The organism is Enterobacter sp. WP_7_1, from assembly GCF_003688535.1.
GTDB lineage: Bacteria > Pseudomonadota > Gammaproteobacteria > Enterobacterales > Enterobacteriaceae > Enterobacter > Enterobacter asburiae.
In genome coordinates, this window is the sequence record NZ_REFK01000005.1 from 192,666 (window position 1) to 208,284 (window position 15,619).

The 15,619-nt window shown below is 58.1% G+C and carries 16 protein-coding genes; 6 read left to right on the forward strand and 10 right to left on the reverse strand.

Features of this window, described 5'->3' with window-relative positions; all coding sequences use genetic code 11:
• Positions 1 to 2: 2 nt before the first annotated feature.
• The 8 genes from BJ885_RS19555 to BJ885_RS19595 form a co-directional block, all read right to left on the reverse strand.
• Entirely contained in the window at positions 3 to 1,322 is a 1,320-nt protein-coding gene (locus BJ885_RS19555) for an MFS transporter (RefSeq protein ID WP_121932564.1), read from the reverse strand.
• Complete coding sequence (gene uhpB / locus BJ885_RS19560) at positions 1,315 to 2,820, reverse strand: signal transduction histidine-protein kinase/phosphatase UhpB (RefSeq protein ID WP_047646742.1); 1,506 nt, start codon at positions 2,818 to 2,820, stop codon at positions 1,315 to 1,317. Before uhpB ends, BJ885_RS19555 begins: the two co-directional genes overlap by 8 nt.
• The gene (uhpA, locus tag BJ885_RS19565) at positions 2,817 to 3,410 is read right to left on the reverse strand and encodes a transcriptional regulator UhpA (protein ID WP_029741420.1); all 594 of its coding nucleotides are present in this window, start codon (positions 3,408 to 3,410) and stop codon (positions 2,817 to 2,819) included. The genes uhpB and uhpA overlap by 4 nt, the downstream gene beginning before the upstream one ends.
• A 100-nt stretch (positions 3,411 to 3,510) precedes the next feature.
• Entirely contained in the window at positions 3,511 to 3,798 is a 288-nt protein-coding gene (ilvN, locus tag BJ885_RS19570; RefSeq protein ID WP_010426528.1) for an acetolactate synthase small subunit, read from the reverse strand.
• A gap of 3 nt (positions 3,799 to 3,801) precedes the next feature.
• Positions 3,802 to 5,490, reverse strand: a complete 1,689-nt coding sequence (gene ilvB, locus BJ885_RS19575) for an acetolactate synthase large subunit (protein ID WP_121932563.1) — start codon at positions 5,488 to 5,490, stop codon at positions 3,802 to 3,804.
• A gap of 106 nt (positions 5,491 to 5,596) precedes the next feature.
• Complete coding sequence (gene ivbL / locus BJ885_RS19580; RefSeq protein WP_057979964.1) at positions 5,597 to 5,695, reverse strand: ilvB operon leader peptide IvbL; 99 nt, start codon at positions 5,693 to 5,695, stop codon at positions 5,597 to 5,599.
• 107 nt (positions 5,696 to 5,802) lie between these two features.
• The gene (locus BJ885_RS19585) at positions 5,803 to 6,282 is read right to left on the reverse strand and encodes a type VI secretion system tube protein TssD (protein WP_047646744.1); all 480 of its coding nucleotides are present in this window, start codon (positions 6,280 to 6,282) and stop codon (positions 5,803 to 5,805) included.
• Positions 6,283 to 6,478: 196 nt separating this feature from the next.
• Complete coding sequence (locus BJ885_RS19595; protein WP_121932562.1) at positions 6,479 to 7,192, reverse strand: hypothetical protein; 714 nt, start codon at positions 7,190 to 7,192, stop codon at positions 6,479 to 6,481.
• 718 nt (positions 7,193 to 7,910) lie between these two features.
• On the opposite strand from BJ885_RS19595, the gene tisB reads away from it, so the two are divergent.
• From tisB to emrD, 4 genes are all read left to right on the forward strand, one after another.
• Complete coding sequence (tisB, locus tag BJ885_RS19600; RefSeq protein ID WP_023309830.1) at positions 7,911 to 8,000, forward strand: type I toxin-antitoxin system toxin TisB; 90 nt, start codon at positions 7,911 to 7,913, stop codon at positions 7,998 to 8,000.
• A gap of 64 nt (positions 8,001 to 8,064) precedes the next feature.
• Positions 8,065 to 8,511, forward strand: coding sequence for a GNAT family N-acetyltransferase (locus tag BJ885_RS19605; protein WP_029741424.1), 447 nt, complete (start codon positions 8,065 to 8,067; stop codon positions 8,509 to 8,511).
• 62 nt (positions 8,512 to 8,573) lie between these two features.
• The gene (locus BJ885_RS19610) at positions 8,574 to 9,407 is read left to right on the forward strand and encodes an EamA family transporter (protein ID WP_121932561.1); all 834 of its coding nucleotides are present in this window, start codon (positions 8,574 to 8,576) and stop codon (positions 9,405 to 9,407) included.
• A 175-nt stretch (positions 9,408 to 9,582) separates the two neighbouring features.
• A complete protein-coding gene (gene emrD, locus BJ885_RS19615) occupies positions 9,583 to 10,767 on the forward strand; it encodes a multidrug efflux MFS transporter EmrD (protein ID WP_121932635.1) in 1,185 nt (394 codons plus the stop codon).
• Here the strand turns inward: emrD and BJ885_RS19620 are convergent.
• Together BJ885_RS19620 and dsdC are read right to left on the reverse strand one after the other, a co-directional pair.
• On the reverse strand, positions 10,670 to 11,758 hold the full coding sequence (locus BJ885_RS19620) for a cellulase family glycosylhydrolase (RefSeq protein WP_121932560.1): 1,089 nt from the start codon (positions 11,756 to 11,758) through the stop codon (positions 10,670 to 10,672). The genes emrD and BJ885_RS19620 overlap by 98 nt on opposite strands.
• An 84-nt stretch (positions 11,759 to 11,842) precedes the next feature.
• Positions 11,843 to 12,769 carry a DNA-binding transcriptional regulator DsdC gene (gene dsdC, locus BJ885_RS19625; RefSeq protein ID WP_121932559.1) on the reverse strand — a complete coding sequence of 309 codons (927 nt, stop codon included), beginning with the start codon at positions 12,767 to 12,769 and terminating at the stop codon, positions 11,843 to 11,845.
• Positions 12,770 to 12,973: 204 nt separating this feature from the next.
• Here dsdC and dsdX point away from each other — a divergent pair, with 204 nt between their 5' ends.
• The gene (dsdX, locus tag BJ885_RS19630) at positions 12,974 to 14,311 is read left to right on the forward strand and encodes a D-serine transporter DsdX (RefSeq protein WP_121932558.1); all 1,338 of its coding nucleotides are present in this window, start codon (positions 12,974 to 12,976) and stop codon (positions 14,309 to 14,311) included.
• Positions 14,312 to 14,328: 17 nt separating this feature from the next.
• Positions 14,329 to 15,615, forward strand: a complete 1,287-nt coding sequence (gene dsdA, locus BJ885_RS19635) for a D-serine ammonia-lyase (protein ID WP_121932557.1) — start codon at positions 14,329 to 14,331, stop codon at positions 15,613 to 15,615.
• Positions 15,616 to 15,619 lie beyond the last annotated feature (4 nt).

A 15,619-nucleotide genomic window follows, 5' to 3' on the forward strand; every position in this document is an offset into this window, starting at 1 on the left:
CATCACGCTTCGCTCACCTCGCGCGGCGCCTGCGCGTTCAAAAACGGCAGCAGCAGCAGCGCGGAGATCCCCGCCGCGATAGCGATCACCGCAAAGAAACCGCTCCAGTGCCAGACGTCGATCACCCGCGCCAGCGGCCAGCCGGAGAGCGATGCGCCAAGGTAGGCAAACAGCCCGACAAAGCCCGTCGCCGCGCCTGCCGCCTCTTTGTGGGAACACTCCGCCGCCGCCATGCCGATCAGCATCTGCGGGCCAAACACGAAAAAGCCGGTGGTGAAGAAGCACGCCGCCTGCATCACGTAGCTGGCGAACGGCATCAGCCACAGCGAGCCGACGGAGAGCAAAATCCCGGCGGCGAAAATCAGGTTCATCGGACCGCGGTTGCCGTTGAACAGCTTATCCGATCCCCAGCCCGCCACCAGCGCGCCGATAAACCCACCCAGCTCGAACATCGTCACCGCCGAGTTAGCGGTCACCAGGTCCACGCCGAGCGTCTCGGACATGTACAGGTTGCCCCAGTCGTTGATGGCCGCGCGCACCACGTAGACCAGTACGTAACAGAGCGACAGCAGCCAGATGTACGGGTTTTTCAGGACGTATTTAGTGAGGATCTCCCTGCGGGTCAGCCCCGCGCCCTCCTGCTGCTGGGCAATCTCCATCTCGTCGTGCCGCCAGTCGCCCACCGCAGGCAGGCCGACGGTTTGCGGCCTGTCGCGCAGGCGCCAGCAGAGAAACAGCCCGGCGACAATCGCGAGGCCACCGGCAATCATCATCCCCGCGCGCCAGCCGTAGTGCAGCGCCGCCGCACCCACCACCATCGGGATCAGCGCCCCGCCGACGTTATGCGCGGTGTTCCAGATTGCCCACCAGCCGCCGCGCTCGTTGCGCGAATACCAGGCGGTGAGCAGGCGGGCGCAGACCGGCGCGCCCCAGCCCTGGAAAAAGGCGTTCAGCGCCCACAGCAGGGCGAAGGCCCACAGCGAGGTGGAGAAGCCAAACAGAATGTTCACCACCCCGGTGGCGATCAGCCCAACACCCATAAAATAGCGCGCGTTGGAGCGGTCGCTGACGATGCCGGAGAAGAACTTCGACAGGCCGTAGGTGATGTAAAACAGCGTCGCCAGCAGGCCGATATCGGTGCGCGTCATCACGCCGCTGGCGAGGATTTCCGGCGCGGCGGCGTTGAAGCTTTTGCGGGTGAAGTAGAACAGCGCGTAGCCGAGCCAGATGGTAATCAGGATATGGCGACGCCAGTAGCGGTAGCGGGCGTCGATTTCCGCTTTGTCGCCAATCGGCGCGGCGCTGGCAGGGGTTTTAAACATGGTAACTCCGTAGCGGCAGGCTGACGCTGACGCGCGTCCCGTGGGTGCAGGAGAGGTTCAGCGTGCCGCCGAGCGCCTTGACGCGCTCGCGCATGCCCGCCAGGCCAAAACCCTGCTGGCCGGAGCCCGGCGGCAGACCGCAGCCATCGTCTTCAATTATCAGCTTCAGGCTGTCGTCCTGCTGCCAGCCCTGGATCGTGACCGCGCTGGCGCTGGCGTGCTTGACGATATTGTTCAGCCCTTCCTGACAGACGCGGAACAGCGTCACGCGCTGGCCTTCGCTCAGCGCAGGCTCATTAATACGCCAGTCGAGATGGCTGACTATTCCGCGGCTTTCCAGCTCCATCTCGCGCATCAGGGAACGCACCGCCTGCTCAAGCGTAAGGTCGTCAAGCTGGCGCGGGCGCAGCCGTCCTAACAGGCGGCGAACGGAGTCATAAACGCCCAGCGAAAGCTGTTCGATATGCGCCCCGCCCTGCTTCACGCCCGCGTTTTCCGCCGCCAGGCGCTGGACAATGCCCGCCTGGGTACGAATAGCGGTGATGGTCTGGCCGATATCGTCGTGCAGCTCGCGGGCGACCTCCTGCCGCACGCTCTCTTCGGTTTCCAGCAGACGCTCCGCCAGACGGCGGTTGCGCGCCAGCTCGGTTTGCAGGGACTGGTTCAGCTCGCGCAGGCGCTGAATGCCCGCCCCCAGCAGCAGCCCGGTCAGGCTCTGGGCCAGCAGGGAAAGCAGTAAATCAACAGGATGATCGTGCCAGGTCTGGCTGGCGATCAGCGCGATGGCGTTCATCAGCGTGGCGATCAGCGCCCCCTGCCAGCCGTAGTGCCAGGCCAGGGCGATGATTGGAAGCGCCAGACAAAACGGCGTGAAGCGTGAAAGCTCGGCGGGAAGGCCAAGCTGGAGCCACAGGCTCACAACAAACAGCAGCAGATACCAGATGAGGTGCCGGGCGCGCCAGTTCACCGGCTGGGAAACCAGCGCCGGGCCGAGCGGCTGCCAGACGGTGCTGGTGAGGTAGTGCCAGATCACCAGACAGGTTGGCGCCAGCGTCAGGCCGCCGGTCAGGGTCAGCAGCAGGGCATTGAGCATCTCCTTCTCGCCGACCCACGGAAGCGACTGCAGCAGCGCGGCGGCAATCAGCGCCGCCCCCTGACGCAGCAGCGTGCGCCAGTCGCGCTGGTGGCGGTAGCGGGAAATGAGGGCAACCGGGAGAAGCGTAAGCAGGCTTCCGGTCATCAATAAGGGCAGATGCGCGAGGGCAACTTCCTGCGCCAGCCAGACCAGCATCAGCCACTCTGCGCCGAGTAAAACCGGCCAGTAGCCGCGCGGACACTGGAGCATTAAGCCCAGACGCAGGCCGAAGGGAAACAGCAGCACCGCCAGCTCGGGGCGTTCCACCAGGTGCAGGCTGATGCTCCACAGGCAGAACCAGGCGGCGGAGAAGATAAAAAAGCTGGCGACGACGGCGATCAGCCGTGAAAAAGCGGAACTCATTGCCAGCTGTCGAACATGCGGCGCGCAAGCTCGACGTCGTTGCTGACGTTGAGTTTTTCCATCAGGTTGGCGCGGTGAACGTGTACGGTTTTCGGGGACAGATCCAGCTCGGCGGCAATCTCTTTTACCGACATTCCCTGCGCGAGTTTTTCCGCAACCTGGCGCTCGCGTCTGGTGAGCGGATCCTGACGTCCGGCCGCCAGCTTGATGGCGATATCCGGCGTTAAATAGCAGCCGCCGGTGGAGACGGTGCGCACGGCGGCGATCAATTCGTCGGGGCTACAGCGCTTGGAGAGAAAGCCGCGCGCGCCCGCGTTGAGCGCCTGCTCGACCAGCGCCGGGCTGTCGTGGACCGACAGCATAATCGTCGCCAGCCCTTTCGGCAGCTGGCTTAGCAGCTCCAGCCCGGAGAGATCCGGCATCGAGATGTCGCAGATACAGACCTGCACCCCGCGCCCCGGCAGGCCCGCCAGCGCCTCGCGACCGGAGCCAAACTCGGCCACGACCTGAAAATCCGGTTCGAGGTTCAGAAGCTGGGCAAATCCGGAGCGGACGATAAGGTGGTCGTCGATGAGAGCGATGGTGGTCATGTATCTTCCTGCGGTCTGAAAGCGCCGGATGGCGCTGCGCTTATCCGGCCTGCAAGCGCGACGCCTGCAGGCCGACCAGGGCGCTTACCTTAAGCGATCTTTATTCGAAAAACACCGCAATTTTGTTAAACATGGTGGGATCGGATTGGTTGCGCGCCACTTTGGTGACGTCTTCCAGCTTGTCGATCTGCGCCATCATCTGCTCCAGACGCTGGTCGTCGTTGACCAGCAGCCAGATGCGGCTGTGCTCGCTGCCCTGAATCGGCAGGCAGAGAATGCCTTCCACGTTAAACGCCCGGCGGGCAAAGAGCCCGCAGACGTGGGTCATGACGCCAGGGTGGTTGCGGACGGTGAGTTCCAGAATGACGTTATCATGTTGTTTTTGCATGGCTTATTCTCCCACCATCTCGGTATTTGCCGCACCCGGCGGCACCATCGGATACACTTTTTGTTCAGGGTCGATACGCACGTGGATCAGCGCCGGGCCGGGGCGAGAAATCGCCGCCTGCAGCGCCGCGTGGGCATCCTCTTCGGCGTTCAGATCGCAGGTGTGCAGGCCAAAGCCGGCGGCAATCTGCATAAAGTTAATCATCCCCGGATAGGTCGCCGCAAACACGCCCTGCTTGTAGAACAGGCTCTGCTGCTGGTGCACCAGCCCCAGCGCCTCGTTGTTCATCAGGATGATTTTCACGTCTAACTGGTTTTCGGCCGCGGTGGCCATTTCCTGAATGTTCATCATCAGGCTGCCGTCGCCGGAGAAGCAGATAACCTTGCGGTCCGGGTTGGCGAGCGCCGCACCCACGGCTGCGGGCAGGCCAAAGCCCATGGTTCCCAGACCGCCGGAGGTCAGCCACTGGCGCGGACGGTTCAGCGGGTAGGCCTGGGCGGTCCACATCTGATGCTGGCCAACGTCGGTGGTGATAATTGCGCTGTCGTCCACGCAGGCGGCCACGGCGTTGATCAGCCCGTAGTGGCTGAGCGGGTCGCCTTCGGTTGGGATAGCGCCAGGGAACTCGCGCTGCAGATCGGCCACCAGCTGACGCCAGTCGGCGCGCTCGGCAGCGTCCGTCTGCGGGATCAGCTGCGCCAGCACCTCGGCCACGTCGCCCTGAATCGCCACGTGCGGCTGCTTGATTTTACCCAGCTCGGCGCGGTCGATATCCACGTGAATGATCTTCGCATTCGGGCAGAACTGCTCGGTTTTGCCAATCGCCCGGTCATCAAAACGTGCGCCCATAACAATCAGCAAATCAGCCTCTTGCAGGATGTAGTTGGTGCTGCGCGCGCCGTGCATGCCCAGCATGCCGAGAGAGAGCGGGTGCGCTTTAGGCAGCATGCCCAGCGCCATCAGGGTCATGGTGGTTGGCAGGTTGGCTTTTTCCGCAAACTCGCGGATTTCATCCGCGGCGTTAATCGCTCCGCCGCCCAGATAGAGCACCGGGCGTTTGGCGGCGTTAATCATAGCGGCGGCATCGCGCACGCTCTCAGCGCTGAATTCCGGCGCGGGGGCACGGTCGCCCGGCTCCGGCAGCACGTCGATCTCGATCTCTGCGGTCTGGACATCCTTAGGAATGTCTATCCACACCGGGCCCGGGCGGCCGGACTGCGCAATGCGGAACGCATCGCTGATAACCTGAGGAAGCTCGCTGATGTCGCGAACTAAATAGTTATGTTTGGTGATGGGGATAGAGATGCCGTAGGTGTCCACTTCCTGGAACGCATCGGTACCGATCATCGAGGACGGTACCTGGCCGGTAATGCAGATCAGCGGAATTGAGTCGAGACGCGCGTCGGCGATGGCGGTGACCAGGTTGGTTGCGCCCGGGCCGCTGCAGGCCATACAGACCGCCGGTTTGCCCTGCGTACGCGCCATGCCCTGAGCAATAAAGCCTGCCCCCTGCTCGTGGCGCGCCAGCACGTGGCGGATCTGCGTGCTTTGGCTTAACGCATCGTACAGCGGCAGCACAGTGCCGCCAGGGATACCCGCAACCGTGGTGATGCCCTGCCGTTCCAGCAAATGAACGATCAGCTGCGCGCCAGTAAAACGCGTCCTGGTGGATGTTGTGCCCGAAATTGCCATGCTCCAGTCCTTTTCTTCTGGGCCGACTTTCCGGGGAGGCTCTTAAACGAAAAACCCCGCCCGGTTTGCGCCGGCGGGGTTTTGGATTCGTGTGTTGATCCAGTCCCTACGGCGCATTGCCGACGACCACCACCACACGCACGACGACCACTGCGGCTGGTTGCGCAGTTTTTAGTAGGGTCGAAGTGAAGATGGATGAAGTCATTGGGGACCTGTGTTTGGAATCATTGATGGAATTTATACAAACACAGGTTTTCGGGCGTGACAATGGAAATATTTTCATCTGCGCAAAAATGCGTCAGGGATCACGTTTCAGTAAGTTGCTCGCTCATTCCAGGAGTCACTATAGATGACATTGCCGTCGCAATGCTTCCAGGTGATTTTCTCGTAGCGGATGAGAACCGTCTCAAGGTGTGTTCCGGTGTTTGCGCCTGGGTACAGGTCTGGTGTGATTGAGGTGATTTTCACATTCTCGAGGAGGATATTAAAATATTCCTGTTCAAAACCCGCCTCATTAATCTGGTACATCTTAATGGTGGCTGACTGGAGCGTTCTTCCTGTACTCAGCGCCCGAAATAAAATCGGGGTTACACGATCAAATTCTTTCTGAAACATGACGGGCATGTGTATGCGCGTCCCCGTCAATTTTCCGGTATTCCCGTCGACTGGAATGTTAACATTATGAGTGAACGATTTGAGTTCAATTGCACCTTCACGCCCTGACACAAGGCAAGGTCCAACCATGGGAGAACCATTTTCATCTGTTAGGAACAAATAAGCTGGGTTTGACATATAAAATCCTTTTTATAAAATTTAATCGTACTTATCAAAGCGGCCGAAAATTATCGGATGCACAATAATAAACACAACAATAGAAATGAATGTTAGTAATACCCAGTGGTCAGGCATCAACCACAGGAACAAAGAGGCGCACGCAAAAATATAAACGGGAAATAAAATATCCGTAAATAGAATTGATAACAGACTCTTAAACATGCTCCTTGTCCTTTAAGTCGTCATAAATTGCATCGAAATCCCTATAGAATCCCATTTGCACCTTCTTAATGAGTTCAGACAGGAAAGGCTCAAAAAAGTAGTAAAGCATCTCCAGTTGTGCGGCATACAGGGTCGCGTAATACCTGGGGTCCAACGTTTTCAGGCGACGGGCAGCAAAAGCGCACTTCTGTTCCGTTCCAATCAATTGAAGCGCCATGACGACGTTAGGTACGCGGCTTGCAAGCCGTTCCACGACGATTTCAGAGAGTATGCCAGATTCGGAAAGGAATTTGGCCAGCCCCCATGCTATCGCCAAACGCGCGGCCTTACTTGTCGGTATGTTGTTAACAAGCCCCGTTACTTTTGAATCCATCTTACGACCGCGATTTTGTTCATTTCCATTTTCAGAATCGGTAATAACACTTTCAAAATAAAGGTATAGCATGTGGGCTATTACATCGCGATAACGGTAAAGCGAGAGAATTGAGAGGTACATCCTTTTTTCTTCTGAGAGAAGCTCATCACACACATCGTGATAGCTGGGGATTAAGCAAGAAGAGTACCAACTTACTCGCTCTATTCCTGAGTAAATATCAGAGCCGATTCCCTTTAATGCTCTCCAAGTCCCTGCAACACCTTGCTGTCCATAAAGAGCTAACTGCCTGTCACTCTGGAACTTCATCTTTAAATATTCAGATGCTTGCATAATGTATCCATACAGTATTTGCGGCTCTAGAAATATACAATGGAAATCTCTGAAATTCAAACCAGTCATATTATTTAAACTAAACATTCACGTAAATAATGAGTTGTCTCGCTTTTATTTATTACTATTATAGGCGAAGCAATTTAATTACCTGAGGACTATTAATAGTTATATTAGTTTATGAATTTAGTGGTGTTATCTTACAAAATGAGTCTAATATCTCTAATTTAAAGAAAATTACTTAAGCGATCCTAAGTAGTTCACAGCGAAGCCAAAAAGCAGAACCCTCGCTTATCCAGCATTTTTTTATGGATAGACCAGAAAACAAAAAACCCCGCCGGAGCGAGGTTTTTATCAGGGTTTTGCGGTTGGTCGCCGCAGAACACACTGTGTTACGTCAACACAAAAAGTATACGCGATCGAAGACGAACGCGCAATTCAGGCACGGATTTTGACGTTTTTGAGTATGGATGGGGTTTCGGGTTTTGTCCAAAAAATACTGTTCATACATACAGTATTTATCTATACTGAGGGTGTTCGCAGTGAGCGAGGGGGCCGCAGTTTTACCGGCGCAACGAAGTCCTGGCTGAAACGGGTGGTGCCGTCAGTGCCTTAACCCCTGAAGTGAGCACACTGTGTTACGTCAATCCAGGTGCTGGCAACAGGCGGCGGAAAGGTACGCCAGCATCGTGCTCCTTTTAACCAAAAGGAGACGCGTATGAGCGTAGTGGATATGGTGATACTTATCCTCAAACTCATTGTTGCTGTACTGCAACTGCTTGATGCTGTCCTGAAATTCCTTCGGTAATTCAGGTTCAAGTCGCACCTGAGAGGGGCGGGCAACCGCCCCTCTTTAATAACGAGGGAATGCTATGTCGCGTCTGTTAATTGAGCCTGTCACACCGGATGAGCCGGGGTATATCGCCCTGAAGGCTGAAAGTATCGCACTGAATTTCAACATGCTGCGCAGGCTGGAAGAGAACTGGCAGCGTGGTGAGAACCGCTTTAACGCGCCGGGTGAAAAGCTGCTGGGCGCGTTTCTCAACGGCAGGCTGGTCGGCGTGTGCGGCCTCAACCGCGATCCGTTCAGCCACCAGCCGCGCGCCGGACGTATTCGCCATCTCTACGTCAGCGATAAGTGCCGCGGGCTGGGCATTGGCAAACAGCTTTTAACCGTGGTGATGGCCGATGCCAGCATCTGGTTTGATTTCCTGAATACCCACGCGCCGGAGAGCGCGTACGGCTTCTATCGCCAGGCGGGTTTTACGCTGGTTTCGGACGAACCGCGGGTGACGCACCGCCTTTTTTGTGCCGTGTAGCCGGCTGGCAGCATCAGGGTGTGAATGTTACAGTTGAGTGACAATTCACCACCCGATACGCTATGACCATCTCCGTTTTTTGCATTTTGCTCTTCGCCGCGCTGCTGCATGCCAGCTGGAACGCCATCGTTAAGGCCGGAACGGACAAGCTCTATTCCGCCATAAGCGTCAGCGGATCCGCCACGGTTATCGCTCTGGTCTTACTGCCGTTTTCCCCACAGCCTTCTGCTGCGAGCTGGCCGTTTTTGATTGTCTCCTGCGCCTTACAGGTGGTGTACACCGTGCTGGTAGCGAAGACCTATCAGGTCTCCGATATGAGCCAGACCTATCCGCTGATGCGCGGCACCGCCCCGCTGCTGGTGGCGCTGATCGGCGTGCTCGCGCTCGGCGATCGTCTCTCCTGGCTCGCCTGGTCCGGTATCGGAGTAATTTGCCTTTCGATTCTGGCGATGGCGATGCATGGCCGCATACAGTCACGCAAAGGGATCGGGCTGGCGCTGCTGAACGCCTGCTTTATTGCCGGGTATACGCTGGTGGACGGCACCGGCGTGCGTCTGTCGGACACCGCGCTGGGCTATACGCTGTGGACCTTCTTTATGAACGGCTTCTGCCTGTTGAGTTGGGCAATGGTGGCGCGTCGGCGCGAGGCGTCCGGCTATCTGCGCCTGCACTGGAAAAAGGGGCTGCTCGGCGGGGTGGGCACCATGGGCTCTTACGGTCTGGCACTTTGGGCCATGACGCAGGCACCGCTGGCGGTGGTCGCGGCGCTGCGTGAAACCTCCATACTCTTTGGGGCACTGATCGCGTTTGTCCTTTTAAAAGAGAAGGTTGCGGGCCTGCGCATCGCGGCGGCGTTGGGTATAGCCGGCGGCGCCATTCTGCTGCGCATGGCGTAAATCACTGGCAACATTAGTTGCCGTTCTTGTTTACAAATCCTGCCTTTCCCGGTTTTTTCATTCACCACGGCAATGCTTAAATTGTCATCTCTCTGTGGTAGATTCCTCGCGCATTTATGGGAATGCGCAGTCACTTATTCTTCATTTTTCTCTTTTGGCAAAAGTATTCAGCGACATGAAAAAACAAAGGAACGTTAACTTATTGTTGATGCTGGTGTTACTGGTGGCCGTCGGTCAGATGGCGCAAACCATCTACATTCCGGCGATTGCCGACATGGCAAAGGAATTGAACGTCCGCGAGGGCGCGGTGCAGAGCGTGATGGCGGCCTACCTGCTGACCTATGGCGTTTCGCAGCTCTTCTACGGCCCGCTGTCTGACCGCGTCGGGCGTCGCCCGGTGATCCTGGTGGGCATGAGCATTTTCATGGTGGCGACGGTGATTGCCATTACCACGCACAGCCTGACCGTACTGATTGCCGCCAGCGCCCTGCAGGGCGTCGGGACCGGCGTCGGTGGGGTGATGGCGCGAACCTTACCGCGCGATATGTATCAGGGCACCCAGCTCCGTCATGCCAACAGCCTGTTGAATATGGGGATTCTGGTCAGCCCGCTGCTGGCCCCGCTGATTGGCGGCCTGCTGGACACGATGTGGTCCTGGCGCGCCTGCTACGCCTTCCTGCTGGTGCTGTGCGTGATTGTCACCTTCAGCATGGCGCGCTGGATGCCGGAAACGCGCCCGCAGGACGCGCCGCGCACGAAGCTCATTACCAGCTATAAGACGCTGTTCGGTAACGGATCGTTTACCTGCTATCTGCTGATGCTGATCGGCGGCCTGGCGGGCATAGCGGTGTTTGAAGCCTGTTCCGGCGTGCTGCTGGGCGCGGGGCTGGGCCTGAGCAGCATGGTCGTGAGTATTCTGTTTATCCTGCCGATCCCGGCGGCGTTCTTCGGCGCGTGGTTTGCCGGACGCCCGAACAAACGCTTCTCCACCCTGATGTGGCAGTCGGTGATCAGCTGCCTGCTGGCGGGTCTGATGATGTGGATACCGGGGCTGTTTGGCGTGATGACGGTCTGGACACTGCTCATCCCGGCAGCGCTGTTCTTCTTCGGCGCGGGGATGCTGTTCCCGCTGGCGACCAGCGGCGCGATGGAGCAGTTCCCGTTCCTCGCAGGCACGGCTGGCGCGCTGGTGGGCGGTTTGCAGAATATCGGCTCCGGCGCGCTGGCCTGGCTCTCGGCGATGATGCCGCAGACCGGGCAGGCTAGTTTGGGCCTGCTGATGACGCTGATGGGGCTGCTGATTTTACTGTGCTGGCTGCCGCTGGCGTCGCGTGTTCCGCATCACGAGCAGCCGGTTTAACCGCATGATGGCCCGGCTTCTCGCCGGGCTTTTCACAGACGGGCGCAATCATCGCCTGCAACAACGGCTCCGGCGCGGGCCGCCAGGCCCCCTCTTCCCCGTCGTAAAACTGGAAATCCGCGTTCAGCGCATACGGAATTTTCGCCTTTTGCAGCTCGCAGGCCATAAAGGTGGAGAACGCCATTTGCGAAGCGGTTGGCGTGAGGTGGTTTGACTCTCCCACGCCCCAGCCCCCGACCCAGCTAACGTGCCCGGTTTTTTGCTGCCAGCGCAGGGCGGTATTGATGCGATTATGGATTGCCGCTTTCTCCGCCGCCGTGCCGGACGTCCACGGGTATTTACCGCTATTTTTCAGCGGCCCCCACGGGAAAATATGCCACTCCGCCAGCAGGTAGTTTTGGCTGTGCGCGGGCAGCTTCAGGCTGGATAAATCCTCCGGCGCGGCGCGCAGGCGCGGCGCAATAAAGATCATGCGCTGCGGGTCCATGTCGTGGATCGCTTTAATGGTTTTTTCATACACGCGGTTTAGCGACGCGAGGTTGTGGTTAAGCTTGTCGGCCGGCTCATAAATGAGATCAAAACCCAGCAGCGGATAGCTCTGACCGAAATAGTGCGCCACGGCAATCCACCAGTTGACCGTCTCTTTCTCGTTATCGGCTTTCGGGTCGTTTTTATACTCATCAGCCTGATAGGCGATAATCGGGATCACGCCATACTGTTCGCAGGCTTCTACCAGCTTGCGCAGGTGAATTAGCCGCGCTTCCGTCGGCTCATCGGCGACGCGAATGCGCACGTGGGTAATGCCTTTTGCACGAAAATCGCGTACCACCAGCGGGTCGAATTCGCGTATGCCGCGCTCGGTGCGCGCCCAGTCCACATCCATCCCGACGCCCAGCTGCTGCGCATAATGGGCAGCCGTCAGCGGCGGCTCAGCGGCAATCGCCCAGCCGGAAGAGATCAGTAATGCACAGGCAATAAAAGGCTTTAACACGGTTTACCCTGGATAAATCGAAAGCATAACCTGTATTTAGCACGCTTTTTCACATTTGGTGTAGAGCGAAAGCGTAATAATTCTTCAACCTGCCAGTTCTCTCAGCCAGCCGATAAAGGCGTCTATTTTCGGCCACTGTCGGCCAGAAAGGGTCGAGATATAGTAGTGCTGATGACACTTCAGAGTTTTTTCACCAAACGGGGCGATAAGCTCGCCCCGCTCAAGCCGTTTCTGCACCAGCCGCTTTCTGCCCATCGCGACGCCGACGTGGTTGATGGCCGCAATAATCGCTAAATCGGAACGATCGAAACCAATACCCGACGATGACGGCATATTCACCGAAAAGTGTTGCACCCAGCTCAGCCACTCATCCGTACCGGAATCGTTGCTCCAGGCCTGACGGTCGTGCAGCAGCGTGCAGTGGCTGAGGTTATCGGGGTTTTTCAGCAGCTCATGCTCGCGGGCATACTGCGGTGAGCAGACGGGCAAAATCTCCTCATCCATCAGGAAGTGATGAGAGAGGTGGTTTGGTGGCGTATCGTCGAAATAGAGCGCCAGATCGACGCCCGTTCGCTGCATATTGACGTAATCATTGCCGGTAAGGATGGTGAGTGAAATCGACGGATAGCGGCGGGTAAAGTCCCCCAGCATGGGCACAAGCCAGCACTGGGCGATCGACGGGCGGGAGTAGACCGTCAGCGTGCCGGAGAGCGCCTGGTTTTTGATATCCAGGATCTCCTGATTCAGGGTATCGAGGGACGATTTCAGCGTCCAGTAAACGCGCTTTCCCTCCTGCGTCAGCTCAACTTTACGGTGCGAGCGGACGAAAAGCTGAATGCCCAGCTCCTCTTCCAGCAGGTTGATGCGGTGGCTCACCGCGCTGGGGCTGAGCGACAGCTCCTCCGCCGCCAGGGCGAAGGACTCATGCCGGGCGGCCACTTCAAAGGTGTACATTTTCGACAGCTGCCAGCCGTTTAACAGCCGATTTCTGGCTTCATTCGCATCGGTCATCACAATTCTCACGCGGTTTTTCAGCGCTCAGCATACCGCTCAAGGGTGAATTTATGTGAACCTAATACGAATTAAGTGCGCTTTTTAGAGCGCAGTCACTCAGTTGATCCAATCTGGCTCATCTGAACGCCAATTTATATCGTTTGTCAGCCCACGCCGTTTTTTCGTCCAATACCCACAGATGACATAAGGGTGAGGTGAGATATGGGATCTCAGGTCTGGGTTGTGGTAACGCTGCTGGTCAGCATTGTGTTGATTGTTTTAACCATCGTAAAACTGAAGTTTCACCCGTTCCTCGCGCTGCTGCTGGCGAGCTTTTTCGTCGGCGCGATGATGGGGATGAGCCCGCTGGATATGGTGAACGCCATCGAGAGCGGAATTGGCGGTACGCTGGGCTTCCTGGCGGCGGTGATTGGTCTGGGCACCATTCTCGGCAAGATGATGGAAGTCTCCGGCGCGGCCGAGCGCATCGGGATTGCACTGCAGCGCTGCCGCTGGCTGTCGGCGGACGTGATTATGGTGCTGGTGGGCCTTATCTGCGGCATTACGCTATTCGTGGAAGTGGGCGTGGTACTGCTGATCCCGCTGGCGTTTTCCATCGCCAAAAAGACCCACACGTCGCTGCTCAAGCTGGCCATTCCGCTCTGTACCGCGCTGATGGCGGTGCACTGCGTGGTGCCGCCGCATCCGGCCGCGCTGTTTGTGACTAATAAATTAGGCGCGGACGTGGGAACGGTCATTGTTTATGGTTTGATGGTAGGCCTGATGGCCTCGCTGGTCGGCGGCCCGCTGTTCCTGAAACTGCTCGGCAACCGTCTGCCGTTTAAACCGGTTCCGGCAGAATTTTCAGACCTGAAGGTGCGGGAAGAGCACACCCTGCCGTCGCTGGGCGCCACGCTGTTCACGGTGCTGCTGCCGATTGCCCTGATGCTGGTGAAAACCATTGCCGAGCTGAATATGGCAAAAGAAGGCACGCTGTATACGCTGCTGGAGTTTATCGGCAACCCGATCACCGCCATGTTTATCGCCGTGTTTGTCGCCTACTACCTGCTGGGGATCCGCCAGCATATGGGCATGGGCACGATGCTGACGCACACCGAGCACGGCTTCGGCTCTATCGCCAACATTTTGCTGATTATCGGCGCGGGCGGCGCGTTTAACGCCATCCTGAAAACCAGCGGACTGGCGGACTCGCTGGCGCATATTCTCTCGAACCTGCACATGCACCCTATCCTGCTCGCCTGGCTGGTGGCGCTGGTGCTGCATGCCGCCGTCGGCTCCGCGACGGTAGCGATGATGGGCGCCACGGCGATAGTCGCGCCGATGCTGCCGCTCTACCCGAACGTGAGCCCGGAGATCATCACCATTGCCATCGGTTCCGGCGCCATTGGCTGCACGATAGTGACCGATTCCCTCTTCTGGCTGGTGAAGCAATACTGCGGCGCGACCCTGAATGAGACCTTCAAATACTATACGACGGCGACGTTTATCGCCTCGGTGCTTGCACTTGGCGGCACATTCCTGCTTTCCTTCATTATCTGAGCGCGAAGAGACGTATTATGGAAAACGCAACTATCACTACATTAACCGCACAGTTTCCTCTGGTTGAGGATCTGATTGCCCTGAAAGAAACCACCTGGCTTAACCCGCGCACCACGACGCTTGCAGAAGGGTTGCCCTATGTCGGTCTGACCAAAGCCGACGTGGACGACGCCCACGCGCGCCTCAACCGCTTCGCGCCGTATCTGGCGAAAGCCTTCCCGGAAACGGCGGCAACGGGCGGGATTATCGAATCCGAACTGGTCGCCATTCCGGCGATGCAGGCGCGGCTGGAGAAAGAAACTGCGAAGTCTATTCCCGGCACGCTGCTGCTGAAAAAAGACAGCCATCTGCCGATTTCCGGCTCGATTAAAGCGCGCGGCGGCATCTATGAGGTGCTGACCCATGCGGAAAAACTGGCGCTGGAAGCCGGGTTGCTGAGCGTTGAAGACGACTACAGCATTCTGCTGGAGCCGCGCTTTAAGGACTTCTTCAGCCAGTACAGCATTGCGGTAGGCTCAACCGGCAACCTCGGGATGTCCATCGGCATTATGAGCGCACGCATCGGCTTTAAGGTGACGGTACATATGTCCGCCGACGCCCGCGAGTGGAAGAAAGCCAAACTGCGCAGCCACGGCGTCATCGTCGTGGAATATGAGCAGGATTACGGCGTGGCCGTTGAGCAGGGACGAAAAGCGGCGGAAAGCGATCCGAACTGCTTTTTCATTGACGATGAAAATTCCCGCACCTTATTCCTGGGCTATGCCGTTGCAGGCGAGCGCCTGAAGGCGCAGTTTGCCGAACAGGGCCGCGTGGTGGATGCGGATCATCCGCTGTACGTCTACCTGCCGTGCGGCGTCGGCGGCGGCCCTGGCGGCGTGGCGTTTGGCCTGAAGCTGGCCTTTGGCGATAACGTCCACTGCTTCTTCGCGGAGCCAACGCACTCCCCGTGCATGCTGCTCGGCGTCTACACCGGCCTGCACGATGAGATCGCGGTGCAGGATCTGGGCATTGATAACGTCACGGCAGCGGACGGGCTGGCGGTAGGACGCGCCTCCGGCTTCGTGGGCCGCGCGATGGAGCGCCTGCTTGACGGGTTCTACACCCTTTCCGACCAGAGCATGTACGACATGCTCGGCTGGCTGGCGCAGGAGGAAGGGATCCGCCTGGAGCCGTCGGCGCTGGCGGGCATGGCCGGGCCGGTGCGCGTTCATTCGCATACCAACGTTACCCACCTGGTGTGGGCGACCGGCGGCGGAATGGTGCCGGAAGACGAGATGGCGAAGTATCTGGCGAAAGGGAAGTAATTAT

Coding starts and splice junctions, on each gene's coding strand:
- uhpA (WP_029741420.1), bottom strand. CDS start 3,410: ATGACCACCATCGCTCTCATCGACGACCACCTTATCGTCCGCTCCGGA.
- BJ885_RS19555 (WP_121932564.1), bottom strand. CDS start 1,322: ATGTTTAAAACCCCTGCCAGCGCCGCGCCGATTGGCGACAAAGCGGAA.
- ivbL (WP_057979964.1), bottom strand. CDS start 5,695: ATGACTTCATCCATCTTCACTTCGACCCTACTAAAAACTGCGCAACCA.
- dsdC (WP_121932559.1), bottom strand. CDS start 12,769: ATGACCGATGCGAATGAAGCCAGAAATCGGCTGTTAAACGGCTGGCAG.
- emrD (WP_121932635.1), top strand. CDS start 9,583: ATGAAAAAACAAAGGAACGTTAACTTATTGTTGATGCTGGTGTTACTG.
- dsdX (WP_121932558.1), top strand. CDS start 12,974: ATGGGATCTCAGGTCTGGGTTGTGGTAACGCTGCTGGTCAGCATTGTG.
- ilvB (WP_121932563.1), bottom strand. CDS start 5,490: ATGGCAATTTCGGGCACAACATCCACCAGGACGCGTTTTACTGGCGCG.
- dsdA (WP_121932557.1), top strand. CDS start 14,329: ATGGAAAACGCAACTATCACTACATTAACCGCACAGTTTCCTCTGGTT.
- ilvN (WP_010426528.1), bottom strand. CDS start 3,798: ATGCAAAAACAACATGATAACGTCATTCTGGAACTCACCGTCCGCAAC.
- BJ885_RS19605 (WP_029741424.1), top strand. CDS start 8,065: ATGTCGCGTCTGTTAATTGAGCCTGTCACACCGGATGAGCCGGGGTAT.
- uhpB (WP_047646742.1), bottom strand. CDS start 2,820: ATGAGTTCCGCTTTTTCACGGCTGATCGCCGTCGTCGCCAGCTTTTTT.
- tisB (WP_023309830.1), top strand. CDS start 7,911: ATGAGCGTAGTGGATATGGTGATACTTATCCTCAAACTCATTGTTGCT.
- BJ885_RS19610 (WP_121932561.1), top strand. CDS start 8,574: ATGACCATCTCCGTTTTTTGCATTTTGCTCTTCGCCGCGCTGCTGCAT.
- BJ885_RS19595 (WP_121932562.1), bottom strand. CDS start 7,192: ATGCAAGCATCTGAATATTTAAAGATGAAGTTCCAGAGTGACAGGCAG.
- BJ885_RS19585 (WP_047646744.1), bottom strand. CDS start 6,282: ATGTCAAACCCAGCTTATTTGTTCCTAACAGATGAAAATGGTTCTCCC.